Source organism: Arthrobacter stackebrandtii (genome assembly GCF_017876675.1).
Classification (GTDB): Bacteria; Actinomycetota; Actinomycetes; order Actinomycetales; family Micrococcaceae; genus Specibacter; species Specibacter stackebrandtii.
In genome coordinates this window covers 1-13,108 of the sequence record NZ_JAGIOI010000001.1, presented here as the reverse complement: position 1 = coordinate 13,108, position 13,108 = coordinate 1, and the positions used below count along the sequence as shown (strand labels likewise).

At 60.9% G+C, this 13,108-nt stretch carries 7 protein-coding genes and 3 rRNA genes; 8 read left to right on the top strand and 2 right to left on the bottom strand.

From position 1 onward, the window contains the following. Positions 1-23 precede the first annotated feature (23 nt). Positions 24-1,025 (bottom strand): zinc-binding dehydrogenase, encoded by a 1,002-nt coding sequence (locus JOF48_RS00050; protein ID WP_245346335.1) that lies wholly within the window; start codon positions 1,023-1,025, stop codon positions 24-26. 75 nt (positions 1,026-1,100) lie between these two features. Here JOF48_RS00050 and JOF48_RS00045 point away from each other — a divergent pair, with 75 nt between their 5' ends. Further along, entirely contained in the window at positions 1,101-1,775 is a 675-nt protein-coding gene (locus JOF48_RS00045) for a DNA-3-methyladenine glycosylase (protein ID WP_209676086.1), read from the top strand. Here the strand turns inward: JOF48_RS00045 and JOF48_RS00040 are convergent. After that, positions 1,705-2,364: a GNAT family N-acetyltransferase gene (locus JOF48_RS00040; RefSeq protein WP_209676085.1), complete on the bottom strand. Its 660-nt coding sequence runs from the start codon at positions 2,362-2,364 to the stop codon at positions 1,705-1,707. The genes JOF48_RS00045 and JOF48_RS00040 overlap by 71 nt on opposite strands. 91 nt (positions 2,365-2,455) lie before the next feature. Between JOF48_RS00040 and JOF48_RS00035 the strand changes: the two genes are divergently transcribed. The 7 genes from JOF48_RS00035 (at position 2,456) to rrf (ending at position 13,054) form a co-directional block, all read left to right on the top strand. After that, complete coding sequence (locus JOF48_RS00035) at positions 2,456-3,016, top strand: adenine phosphoribosyltransferase (protein ID WP_342591318.1); 561 nt, start codon at positions 2,456-2,458, stop codon at positions 3,014-3,016. 222 nt (positions 3,017-3,238) lie between these two features. Beyond that, positions 3,239-5,479 carry a HelD family protein gene (locus JOF48_RS00030; protein WP_209676081.1) on the top strand — a complete coding sequence of 747 codons (2,241 nt, stop codon included), beginning with the start codon at positions 3,239-3,241 and terminating at the stop codon, positions 5,477-5,479. Positions 5,480-5,628: 149 nt separating this feature from the next. Continuing rightward, the gene (gene tyrS, locus JOF48_RS00025) at positions 5,629-6,939 is read left to right on the top strand and encodes a tyrosine--tRNA ligase (RefSeq protein ID WP_209676079.1); all 1,311 of its coding nucleotides are present in this window, start codon (positions 5,629-5,631) and stop codon (positions 6,937-6,939) included. A gap of 520 nt (positions 6,940-7,459) precedes the next feature. After that, positions 7,460-8,992 (top strand): 16S ribosomal RNA (locus JOF48_RS00020). Positions 8,993-9,108: 116 nt separating this feature from the next. Next, the gene (locus JOF48_RS00015) at positions 9,109-9,432 is read left to right on the top strand and encodes a hypothetical protein (protein ID WP_209676077.1); all 324 of its coding nucleotides are present in this window, start codon (positions 9,109-9,111) and stop codon (positions 9,430-9,432) included. Positions 9,433-9,573: 141 nt separating this feature from the next. After that, a 23S ribosomal RNA gene (locus tag JOF48_RS00010) occupies positions 9,574-12,720 on the top strand. A gap of 217 nt (positions 12,721-12,937) precedes the next feature. After that, a 5S ribosomal RNA gene (rrf, locus tag JOF48_RS00005) occupies positions 12,938-13,054 on the top strand. Together the 16S, 23S and 5S rRNA genes form the textbook arrangement of a ribosomal RNA operon. Positions 13,055-13,108: the final 54 nt, after the last annotated feature.

Below are 13,108 nucleotides of genomic sequence, written 5' to 3'. Positions count from 1 at the left end.
TCCACGGCAGGGCCGGCCCCCGGCTACGGCACCAGCACGATCTTGCCGTGAACCGTGCCCGCCGCCAGCGCCTCATGCGCCGCCGCAGCCCCAGCCAACGGCCGGGGCGAGACACCGCGCGCCCTGAAGCCGCCCGCCAGCAGGGCGTTGACCGCAGACGCCGCATCGGCCAGCTCGGCCACCGTTGCGTTGCTGATCGCGAAGCCCAGGATGCTGCCGTCTCGCGTGTAAAGCTTGCCCAGCGGGACGGGGTCGGTGCCGGAAATTCCTGACATGGCAATGATCCGCCCGCCCCTTCCCAGAAGGTCGACGGCGAGCTCCAGCAGGTGCCGCCCCGACGTCTCGAGGTGGATGTCCAGGCCCCGCCCGCCGGAAACCGCCTGCACCGCATCGCGCAAATCGGCGGCGAACGTTGGGGAACGGTAGTCCAGCGCAACGTCCGCACCCAGCGCAAGGCAGTGTCCGGCGTCGGCCCGGCTGGAAGAGCAGATAACCCTGGCACCGGCCTGCGCAGCCATGGCGACGGCGGCAGAGCCCACGCCACCTCCGGCGCCGCCAACAAAAACAGTGTGGCCGGACGACATCCGGCCGTGGCGGTGGAGCGCCAGGTGGGAGGTGGCACCGGAATGCAGCACGGCGGCTGCCTGAACCGGATCCACGCCGGGCGGCAGGCGGTACAGCCTGTCGGCCGGAACGGCAATGAATTGTGCCGCGGCACCCGGCCGCCCGCCAAAGCCCATCGAGTTTGACCAAACTGCGTCGCCGGGGGAGAACCGTCCGGCCGCACCCGGGCCAATGAGTTCCGCGGTCCCCACCAGGTCCCGGCCCACGACTTGGGGGAAGCGCAGCTCAGTGGCGTAGGCGCCGCTGCGGACAAAAGTGTCCACATGGTTGACCGCGGAGGCGGCCACCCGGACCAGGACGGTGCCGGCCTCGGGCCCGGGCAGCGGCTGGTCACCGTGGCGGATGACGCCGGGGCCGCCCAGTTCGGTGAAATACGCGGCCTTCATGAATGGTGGCTCCATGGGCGGAGTCTACTCCCAACGAAGGCCTGCAGGGCCGGGAAAGGGGCCGAACAGGCGCCCTGCTATGTTGAGAACATGACCGCCCCGATCGACCTTCTTGAGCTGCTGCAAAACCCCGCCACGGCGGTGGCACCCTACTTGCTGGGCGCATTGGTGCGGCATGAGAGTCCGGAAGGTCCCGTCGTCGTGCGCCTGACAGAGGTGGAGGCCTACCTTGGCCCGGCAGACTCGGAGGATCCCGACCCGGGCGCACACACGTACCGCGGGAAGACCGAACGCAATTCGGTCATGTTCGGCCCGCCCGGGCACCTGTACGTGTATTTCAGCTACGGGATGCACTTCAGCGCCAACCTGGTGTGCCGGCCCGAGGGGTTGTCCTCCGGTTGCCTGATGCGGGCGGGGGAAATCGTCGGGGGAGTCGAGCTCGCACGAAGCCGGCGGCCCGCAGCAAAACATGATTATGAACTGGCGCAGGGACCGGCGAGGCTGGCCAAGGCCATGGGGTTCGCACGCGAGCACAACGGGATCGCTGCCCTCGGCGGGGAAGTCACGGTGACGCTGCCGGATGAACCCGCCCTGAATGTCAGGACGGGTCCCCGGGTTGGCATCAGCGGGCCCGGCGGCACGGACCAGTACCCTTGGCGGTTTTGGCTCGACGGCGAACCCACCGTCTCGAAGTTCAGGCCGGGAGTGGTGCGTGCTCCGCGTCGGCCCGCACCAGCTGCTCCGAAAACTCAATCAGCTCGGTGACCTCGGGCAGGAGGTCCGCCGGGGTGAGGCGCTGCACCAGCCCGGCACGGGATGCCGGCCATTCGTGTTCCAGGAGCGAGTAGACGCTGCTGTCCACGCGGGGGCCGTCATGGCCCCAGCGGTAGGAACGAAGCACGCCTTCCAGCGTGGCGCCAAGCTTGACGATGGCGGCTGCGCTGCGGGTGTTGCGGACGTCGCAGCGCAGCGTCACCCGGTGCACCAGGAGCTCCTCGAAGGCAAACGTCAGCAGCGCCAGTTTTGAGGCGGCATTGACGTTGCGGCCCCAGTAGTTCCGGCCAAAAAACGTCATGCCCAACTCCACGCGCGACTGCTCGGGCACGTAGTCGTAGAGGCTGGTCGTGCCGGCGACGGTGCCGGTCTCCTCATCCACCACGGCGAAGGCAATGACGGAGGGATCGGCGATCCTGGCCGCAAAAATCCGTTCCAGGGCACGTTTGGACGTGGGACGGTCGGCGGCCATGCCGGCCCACATGTCTACATCGATGTAGGGGTAAAGATCTGCCGCGTGACGACGCCGTAGCGGCACAAGCCGGACACCGTGTCCGGGGAGTGAAATGTTGTGTTGCACGGGGAATATATAAGCACCTTTTTGGCTGCGGGAAAAGCCCCCTTTGGAGTCGATGTACCGTGGAGGGGTGAACAAGACATTAAGCGCCCCCGTGAACCCCTCCGAGAGCAACCCTGAAACTGCCAATAATCCGCATGTTTCCGCGGTTGTTGAGCGCTTGTGCGCCACCGTGCCGGACTACCCGGAGCCGGGCATTGTTTTCAAAGATTTAACCCCTGTTTTTGCGGACGGCCCGGCACTGAAACTGGTGGTCGATTCCATCGTCGCCAAGTTCGCCGGAAAGTTCGACGCCGTTGCCGGGGTTGAGGCGCGCGGCTTCCTCCTTGCTGCGGCTGCTGCATACGCCACGGGAACCGGTGTGATCACCATCCGTAAGGCCGGAAAGCTGCCCCGCGACGTCTACGCGGAAAGCTACGCACTTGAGTACGGCGAGGCCACCCTGGAACTCCACCAGGAGGACGTCCCGGCAGGCACACGCGTGCTGATTCTTGACGACGTCCTGGCCACCGGCGGCACCCTCGGCGCGGCGGCAACCCTGCTGGAACGCACCGGTGCAGTGGTGGCGGGCATCGGCGTCGTGCTTGAAATCGATGCCCTGCCGGGACGGGAAAACCTGCCCGGCCGTGAGATCGTCTCACTGCTGCACGTCTAGCCGCTTGTCCCGAGCCTGCCCGCGTGAGGTGCAGGGGGTCTGGATCGGGGCACCCGCGCGCCAGCATTCCACTGCGCCGCCAGGCCGCGGACACTGCCCGCCCCCAAGCATCCATCCCGCACGGCGCAACGCCCACAGCAAAACTCCAGCCGCGGGCGGCGCACCCGGGATAGAATGGACGGTCCGCCTTTTGGCGGGAGCCTTACGTATCAGGAGCCTTGCATGTATGACGACGAGTTGGCCAAAGAACGCGCCTATGTTGACGGGCTGTACTCACGGCTGGATGAGCTGCGCGCGGAAAAGGTGGAGCAGCTGGGCGGGGTGCGCCGGGAAAAGTCCATGGGCACCCACCAGAACCGCTCCGAGCGCGACGCCTTCGCCACACTGTACGAGGACCGGCTCGCCCAGCTGAACGCGGTGGATGACAAGCTGGTGTTCGGCCGCCTGGACCTGGACGACGGCCAGGACCGCTACATTGGCCGCATCGGCCTCTCCTCGGAGGACCAGCGACAGCTCATGGTGGACTGGCGGGCCCCGGAGGCCGGCACCTTCTACCAGGCAACGGCCTTCGAGCGCATGGGCGTGCGCCGCCGCCGCCACCTCATGCTGCAGGGCCGCACCGTAAAAGCCATTGAGGACGACGTCCTTGACCACACCATGCTGGTCGAGGGCGAGCACCTCCAGGGCGAGGGTGCGCTGCTGGCGGCCCTGAACTCCAAGCGCACGGGCCGCATGAACGACATCGTCGGCACCATCCAGTCCGAGCAGGACAGGATCATCCGCTCGCCACTGAGCGGGGCACTGGTGGTCCAGGGCGGCCCCGGCACCGGAAAGACGGCCGTGGCCCTCCACCGTGCCGCCTACCTGCTCTACACCCACCGCGAACGCCTGCAAGCCGCCGGCGTGCTGCTCGTGGGCCCGTCCACCGCCTTCATGAAGTACATCGAGCGCGTCCTGCCCTCTCTCGGCGAAACCGGCGTGGTCATGGCCAGCGTCGGCAACCTCTTCCCGGGCGTGCGCGCCACGGCGCCGGAAACTGCAGAAACCGCCGAGCTCAAGGGCCGCCTGGCCATGGCGCAGGTGGTGGCCAACGCCGTCGCCAACCGCCAGCGCCTGCCGCGCGAGGATGTCAGGCTCGACGTCGAAGGCACCCGTTTGATTCTCACCGTCCGGCAGGTGCGCCGCGCCCGGGACAAGGCGCGGGCCACGGGCCTGCCGCACAACGAGGCGCGCCTCACCTTTGTCAAGACGCTCCTGCGTGAGCTCACCGAGCAGCTGCGCGAGCACATCGAGGCTGCCGGGGCCGGCAACAACGCCGACCGCTCCTACCTGGGCGAGGACGTCCGCTCCTCGCGGGACGTGCGCATCATGCTGAACCTGTGCTGGATGCCCATGACCCCGCAAAAGCTCATTGACGACATGTTCAGCAAGCCGGAAATCCTGGCCGCCGTGACCCCCGGCTTCACTGAGGCGGAGCGCTCCCTGCTGCAGCGCGCACCCGGAGCGCCGTGGAGCGAGTCGGACGTCCCCCTGCTGGACGAGGCTGCCGAACTCCTCGGCGAGATGGACGCCACCGGCGGCCGCGCCCAGGCCAGTGCCGAGGCCCAGCGCAAGCGCGACCTCGCCAATGCCGAAAAGGCCATCGCCAACGTCAACCAGCAGCTGGAGGACTCCGGCGTGGACGGGATGCTCACGGCGGAGCAGCTCGCGGACTACAACGTCGTGGAGGCCGCGGCGCAGACCAGCGCCGAGCGTGCCCTCACCGACCGCACCTGGGCGTACGGCCACGTGGTGGTCGACGAGGCACAGGAACTTTCGCCCATGCACTGGCGCCTGCTTGTCCGCCGCTGCCCCGTGAAGTCCTTCACCATCGTCGGCGACATCGCCCAGACCAGTTCCGCAGCCGGTGCCATCTCCTGGCAGCAGGCGCTGACCCCCTTCATGGGGGAGCGCTGGACGCTGGAGGAACTGACTGTCAACTACCGCACGCCGTCCCAGATTGCAGAGGCCGCCGTGCGCATGGCCAATGCGGCCGGACAGGTGGTCTCGGCACCCAAGGCCGTGCGCGACGGCGAATGGGAACCCATCGTTGACCACGTCGGCGCAGACGGGGTGGTCGCCGCGGTCGTGGCAGCCATGCCGGAGGAGACGGCAGCGGTGGGCGGCGGCCTCGTGGCCGTCATCGCACCCCTCGCCCTCGTGGCGGAAACCACGGCCGCGCTGCGCGAGGTCTACGGTGCCCGCATCGGCCACGGCGCCGGCTCCCTGGAACAGGACATCGTGGTGATCGACCCCCACGAGGCCAAGGGCCTGGAGTTTGACGGTGTCATCATCATGGAACCGGTCGCACTGCTGGCCGGCGCCGGGGGCCGCGTGGGCGACCTCTACGTCGCCATGACCCGCCCCACCCGGCGCCTGCGCCTGGTCACCTCCGAGCCGCTGCCCGAGGGCATCGTCCGGTAACGGCACCGCCGGTTGCCCGGCTTTACCTGCACGACGGCGGGCACCCCACCTTGAGTGGGTTGCCCGCCGTCGTCAGCTGCCCAGCCCCAGCGGGAGGCGGCGCGCTGGCGGAATCTGACGAAACGCCGTCGTGCTGGTAATTTTGGGGTGTGTCTTTGCAAACTGAACTCCGCGTCCCCGAGAACGACTCCAGCTTCGCCAATGTTTGGCAGGAGCTCAAATGGCGAGGCCTGGTTAAGGTCTCCACCGACGAGGCAGCCCTTGAAGAGCTGCTCGCCGGCGAGCCGATCACGTACTATTGCGGCTTTGACCCCACGGCACCGAGCCTGCACCTGGGCAACCTGGTCCAGCTGCTGACCATGCGCCGCATGCAGCTCGCCGGACACAAGCCGCTGGGCCTGGTGGGCGGTTCCACCGGCCTGGTGGGGGACCCGCGCCCCACGGCCGAGCGCACCATGAACTCCAAGGAAACCGTGACCGAGTGGGTCGGCTACCTGCAGGGCCAGGTGCAGCGCTTCCTGTCCTTCGAGGGTGAGAACGCCGCACGCATGGTCAACAACCTGGACTGGACCGAGCCCATGTCCGTGCTGGATTTCCTGCGCGACATTGGCAAGCACTTCCGGGTTGGCACCATGGTCAAGAAGGACATCGTGGCCTCACGGCTGAACTCCGACGAGGGCATCAGCTACGCCGAATTCAGCTACCAGATCCTGCAGGGCATGGACTACCTTGAGCTGTTCCGCCAGTACGGCTGCGTGCTGCAGCAGGGCGGATCCGACCAGTGGGGCAACCTGACCAGCGGCACCGACCTGATCCGCAAGGTGGAGGGCGCCTCCGTCCATGCATTGGGCACCCCGCTCATCACCAACTCCGACGGCACCAAGTTCGGCAAGAGCGAGGGCAACGCCATCTGGCTGGACCCTGAGATGTGCAGCCCGTTCGACATGTACCAGTTCTGGCTCAACACGGCAGATGACGATGTCGTGGACCGCCTGAAGGTCTTCACCTTCCTCTCCCGCGAGCAGATTGAGGCCATTGGTGTCTCAGTTGCCGAGAAGCCGCAGGCACGTGAAGGCCAGCGCACCCTTGCATTCCAGGTGACCTCTCTGGTCCACGGGGTGGATGCCGCGTTGAAGGTCATCGCAGCGTCGGGTGCACTGTTCGGCCAGGGCGACCTCGGCGAACTGGATGAGGCAACGCTTGCATCCGCCACCCGCGAACTGCCGCAGGCGTCGGCCCCGGCCGCCGGTCTGGGCATTGTCGAGCTGCTGGTTGCAGCCGGCCTGTCCAAGACAAATTCCGAAGCCCGGCGCACGGTGGGGGAGGGCGGCGCCTACGTGAACAACGTCAAGGTCACCGACCTGGACGCTGTCCTGGGTGCCGGCGACGCGCTCCACGGGAAGTACCTGCTGGTCCGCCGCGGCAAGCGCACGCTGGCCATGGTGGAGCTCTCCGCCTAGCTGTTCACCGGATGTTTGGCAGATGCCCGCCCCCGATTTGCATTGGGGGCGGGCATCTGTGTATTGTTCTATCTGTTGCTTGCGCAACGCTGAGCCACTCCCCAACAGGAGCAGCGCTCACCACCTCGCAAGAAGCCAAAATAAACCTTACAATTTATTGAATATAAACGTCTCTTCGATTCGAATTTATTCATATGAAATACGGGTTTATGGAAAACATGAAGTGACGAGCCACACACGCTGTGGATTGGACAAAATGGTTTCCATTGAAATAAAGTTAGATCATCGCAGCGACGAAAACCCGCCTGGAAGTTATAGGGCCGGCAAGTACTTGAATGCAGTTGTTGTTTGAGAACTCAATAGTGTGCCAAGTTTTATTGATACCAATTTATTTATTTGATTGGTTATTTGGTTGTGTGTTGCCGCCCCTGTGGTGATGCATGATCGTTTAGCTGGTTTCGAATTTAGTGCACGCAGCTGTCATCTTTTTCCGGTGTGGTTGTGTGTGTCTGTTTAGTTATTAACGGAGAGTTTGATCCTGGCTCAGGATGAACGCTGGCGGCGTGCTTAACACATGCAAGTCGAACGATGAACCCCGCTTGCGGGGGGATTAGTGGCGAACGGGTGAGTAACACGTGAGTAACCTGCCCTTAACTCTGGGATAAGCCTTGGAAACGGGGTCTAATACTGGATATTGACATGGTCCCGCATGGGGTTGTGTTGAAAGATTTATTGGTTTTGGATGGACTCGCGGCCTATCAGCTTGTTGGTGAGGTAATGGCTCACCAAGGCGACGACGGGTAGCCGGCCTGAGAGGGTGACCGGCCACACTGGGACTGAGACACGGCCCAGACTCCTACGGGAGGCAGCAGTGGGGAATATTGCACAATGGGCGCAAGCCTGATGCAGCGACGCCGCGTGAGGGATGACGGCCTTCGGGTTGTAAACCTCTTTCAGTAGGGAACAAGGCCAGTCGTTGACTGGTTGAGGGTACTTGCAGAAGAAGCGCCGGCTAACTACGTGCCAGCAGCCGCGGTAATACGTAGGGCGCAAGCGTTATCCGGAATTATTGGGCGTAAAGAGCTCGTAGGCGGTTTGTCGCGTCTGCCGTGAAAGTCCGGGGCTCAACCCCGGATCTGCGGTGGGTACGGGCAGACTAGAGTGATGTAGGGGAGACTGGAATTCCTGGTGTAGCGGTGAAATGCGCAGATATCAGGAGGAACACCGATGGCGAAGGCAGGTCTCTGGGCATTAACTGACGCTGAGGAGCGAAAGCATGGGGAGCGAACAGGATTAGATACCCTGGTAGTCCATGCCGTAAACGTTGGGCACTAGGTGTGGGGGACATTCCACGTTTTCCGCGCCGTAGCTAACGCATTAAGTGCCCCGCCTGGGGAGTACGGCCGCAAGGCTAAAACTCAAAGGAATTGACGGGGGCCCGCACAAGCGGCGGAGCATGCGGATTAATTCGATGCAACGCGAAGAACCTTACCAAGGCTTGACATGAACTGGAAACACCTGGAAACAGGTGCCCCGCTTGCGGTCGGTTTACAGGTGGTGCATGGTTGTCGTCAGCTCGTGTCGTGAGATGTTGGGTTAAGTCCCGCAACGAGCGCAACCCTCGTTCTATGTTGCCAGCACGTAATGGTGGGGACTCATAGGAGACTGCCGGGGTCAACTCGGAGGAAGGTGAGGACGACGTCAAATCATCATGCCCCTTATGTCTTGGGCTTCACGCATGCTACAATGGCCGGTACAATGGGTTGCGATACTGTGAGGTGGAGCTAATCCCAAAAAGCCGGTCTCAGTTCGGATTGGGGTCTGCAACTCGACCCCATGAAGTCGGAGTCGCTAGTAATCGCAGATCAGCAACGCTGCGGTGAATACGTTCCCGGGCCTTGTACACACCGCCCGTCAAGTCACGAAAGTTGGTAACACCCGAAGCCCATGGCCCAACCCGCAAGGGAGGGAGTGGTCGAAGGTGGGACTGGCGATTGGGACTAAGTCGTAACAAGGTAGCCGTACCGGAAGGTGCGGCTGGATCACCTCCTTTCTAAGGAGCACCAAACACCACAACAGGCACCGCATGGTGACTGCCGGTGGTGTGAGGAGAATAATCCATTGCGAGAACGTTTGTTTCTCGGTGGGTTGCTCAAGGGTGGAATATCAATGAAACAGGTGCCTGCCGGCACGGGGCAGTCCGAGATTAGTACAGCAATCCTTTTGGGGGTTGCGGGGAACGTTTCATCATGGATTGCTGTGTTCTGGTGGGTAGTGTTTGGCACACTGTTGGGTCCTGGAACAACAACAGGCCCTCCCCCTTTTTTGTGGGGTTGGGTTTGTGGTTGTGCCTGGTTTCCCGCACGCAACGGACTTGCTGACTTGGACACTTTGGTGTTGTTGGTGGGGATGTGTGTGGTGGGGTTGTTGTTTGAGAACTACATAGTGAACGCGAGCATCTTTTATAAGAAAGCAATTTCTTTGAGAAAATGAATGAACCTGGAACTGGATGCCGGCTTGCATGCACTTGTGTGTGTGGTTGGTGTTTGTTTTCATGGTTCTCTCGATAGAAGTACAAAAATTTTGTGAGTGCAACATTTTGTGTTGTTCTTGTGAGTTTGACTGCATGTGTGTGGTCAAGTTTTTAAGGGCGCACGGTGGATGCCTTGGCATTAGGAGCCGAAGAAGGACGTAGGAATCTGCGATAAGCCTCGGGGAGTTGATAACCAAACTTTGATCCGAGGGTGTCCGAATGGGGGAACCCCGCTACCCGTCGCAAGGCGAGGTGGTGACCCGCACCTGAATATATAGGGTGTGTGGAGGGAACGTGGGGAAGTGAAACATCTCAGTACCCACAGGAAGAGAAAACAATAGTGATTCCGTTAGTAGTGGCGAGCGAACGCGGATCAGGCTAAACCGTGTCATGTGTGATAGCCGGCGGGCGTTGCATGGTGCGGGGTTGTGGGACTTACCGATCCAGTTCTGCCGGACTGGGAAGGGGAATGGTGCATGTATAGGTGAACGGTTTTGAATGGCCGACCGTAGAGGGTGAGAGTCCCGTAACTGAAATGCAGTGCACTCCCTGGTGAGTATCCCAAGTAGCACGGGGCCCGAGAAATCCCGTGTGAATCTGTCAGGACCACCTGATAAGCCTAAATACTACCTAATGACCGATAGCGGACAAGTACCGTGAGGGAAAGGTGAAAAGTACCCCGGGAGGGGAGTGAAATAGTACCTGAAACCGTGTGCTTACAATCCGTCAGAGCCACCTTGTTGTGGTGATGGCGTGCCTTTTGAAGAATGAGCCTGCGAGTTAGTGTTACGTCGCGAGGTTAACCCGTGTGGGGAAGCCGTAGCGAAAGCGAGTCTGAATAGGGCGAGTGTAGTGGCGTGATCTAGACCCGAAGCGAAGTGATCTACCCATGGCCAGGTTGAAGCGCGTGTAAGAGCGCGTGGAGGACCGAACCCACTTCAGTTGAAAATGGAGGGGATGAGCTGTGGGTAGGGGTGAAAGGCCAATCAAACTTCGTGATAGCTGGTTCTCCCCGAAATGCATTTAGGTGCAGCGTTGCGTGTTTCTTACTGGAGGTAGAGCTACTGGATGGCTAATGGGCCCTACAAGGTTACTGACGTCAGCCAAACTCCGAATGCCGGTAAGTGAGAGCGTAGCAGTGAGACTGTGGGGGATAAGCTTCATAGTCGAGAGGGAAACAGCCCAGACCACCAACTAAGGCCCCTAAGCGTGTGCTAAGTGGGAAAGGATGTGGGATTGCTTAGACAACCAGGAGGTTGGCTTAGAAGCAGCCATCCTTAAAAGAGTGCGTAATAGCTCACTGGTCAAGTGATTCCGCGCCGACAATGTAGCGGGGCTCAAGTACACCGCCGAAGTTGTGGATTTCAAACACTACCCAAGCCAACGCAAGTTGGTTCAGGGGTTTGGAGTGGTAGGGGAGCGTCGTGCAGCCATTGAAGCCGCCGTGTGAACGAGTGGTGGAGGCTGCACGAGTGAGAATGCAGGCATGAGTAGCGAAAGACGGGTGAGAAACCCGTCCGCCGAATGATCAAGGGTTCCAGGGTCAAGCTAATCTGCCCTGGGTAAGTCGGGACCTAAGGCGAGGCCGACAGGCGTAGTCGATGGACAACGGGTTGATATTCCCGTACCGGTGAAGAACCGCCCCTATTGAACCAGTGATACTAACCACCCAAGACTTGATTCTGCGTGCCTTCGGGCCAGGGAGTCTTGTTGCGCGTGGGACCCGATCTGGGGATGTAAACGTATTAACAGGTGTGACGCAGGAAGGTAGCCGAGCCGGGCGATGGTAGTCCCGGTCTAAGGATGTAGGAAACACGATAGGCAAATCCGTTGTGTTGTCTTTGATGACGATTCTGAGATCTGATGGGACCCCCGCATGGGGGAATTCGGTGATCCTATGCTGCCAAGAAAAGCATCGACGTGAGGTTCCAACCGCCCGTACCCCAAACCGACACAGGTGATCAGGTAGAGAATACTAAGGCGATCGAGAGAATTATGGTTAAGGAACTCGGCAAAATGCCCCCGTAACTTCGGGAGAAGGGGGGCCTGCCCCGTGAAGGACACTAGCTGTCCGTGAGCGGGTGTGGGCCGCAGAGACCAGGGGGAAGCGACTGTTTACTAAAAACACAGGTCCGTGCGAAGTCGCAAGACGATGTATACGGACTGACTCCTGCCCGGTGCTGGAAGGTTAAGAGGACCGGTTAGCACGCAAGTGCGAAGCTGAGAATTTAAGCCCCAGTAAACGGCGGTGGTAACTATAACCATCCTAAGGTAGCGAAATTCCTTGTCGGGTAAGTTCCGACCTGCACGAATGGAGTAACGACTTCCCCGCTGTCTCAACCATAAACTCGGCGAAATTGCAGTACGAGTAAAGATGCTCGTTACGCGCAGCAGGACGGAAAGACCCCGAGACCTTTACTATAGTTTGGTATTGGTGTTCGGAGTGGCTTGTGTAGGATAGGTGGGAGACTGTGAAACCGCAACGCTAGTTGTGGTGGAGTCATCGTTGAAATACCACTCTGGTCACTTTGGACATCTAACTTCGGCCCGTAATCCGGGTCAGGGACAGTGCCTGATGGGTAGTTTAACTGGGGCGGTTGCCTCCTAAAAAGTAACGGAGGCGCCCAAAGGTTCCCTCAGCCTGGTTGGCAATCAGGTATCGAGTGTAAGTGCACAAGGGAGCTTGACTGTGAGAGGGACACCTCGAGCAGGGACGAAAGTCGGGACTAGTGATCCGGCGGCACATTGTGGAATGGCCGTCGCTCAACGGATAAAAGGTACCTCGGGGATAACAGGCTGATCTTGCCCAAGAGTCCATATCGACGGCATGGTTTGGCACCTCGATGTCGGCTCGTCGCATCCTGGGGCTGGAGTAGGTCCCAAGGGTTGGGCTGTTCGCCCATTAAAGCGGTACGCGAGCTGGGTTTAGAACGTCGTGAGACAGTTCGGTCCCTATCCGCTGCGCGCGCAGGAAATTTGAGAAGAGCTGTCCTTAGTACGAGAGGACCGGGACGGACGAACCTCTGGTGTGTCAGTTGTACTGCCAAGTGCATCGCTGATTAGCTACGTTCGGAAGGGATAACCGCTGAAAGCATCTAAGCGGGAAGCCCACTTCAAGATGAGATTTCCATACACTTTATGTGTGAGAGGCCCCCAGCTAGACCACTGGGTTGATAGGCCGGACGTGGAAGCGAGGACTAAAGACTCGTGAAGCTGACCGGTACTAATAAGCCGATAACTTACACCACACACACTCTTATAAACACTAAGACTGCTCGCGTTCACTATGTGGTTCCCAAACAACAAACCGTTTGGAAACCCAACACCACAGAAACCCTGTGACCACCCCCACCACCAACGCGGTGCGGGACGGCACCAGGGGCCTGTACAATAAAATAACAACAAGTTGTTCACAAAAGGAACACCCAACAAGCCACCCAACCAAACACGGTTCGGGGAACGAGTTACGGTGGTCATAGCGTGGGGGAAACGCCCGGTCCCATTCCGAACCCGGAAGCTAAGACCCACAGCGCCGATGGTACTGCATTCGAGAGGATGTGGGAGAGTAGGACACCGCCGGACAACACCAAAACGAGGTCGAGGCCCCACACCACCAGGTGCGGGGCCTCCCTCCAC

Coding starts and splice junctions, on each gene's coding strand:
- JOF48_RS00030 (WP_209676081.1), top strand. CDS start 3,239: ATGTATGACGACGAGTTGGCCAAAGAACGCGCCTATGTTGACGGGCTG.
- JOF48_RS00045 (WP_209676086.1), top strand. CDS start 1,101: ATGACCGCCCCGATCGACCTTCTTGAGCTGCTGCAAAACCCCGCCACG.
- JOF48_RS00015 (WP_209676077.1), top strand. CDS start 9,109: ATGAAACAGGTGCCTGCCGGCACGGGGCAGTCCGAGATTAGTACAGCA.
- JOF48_RS00050 (WP_245346335.1), bottom strand. CDS start 1,025: ATGGAGCCACCATTCATGAAGGCCGCGTATTTCACCGAACTGGGCGGC.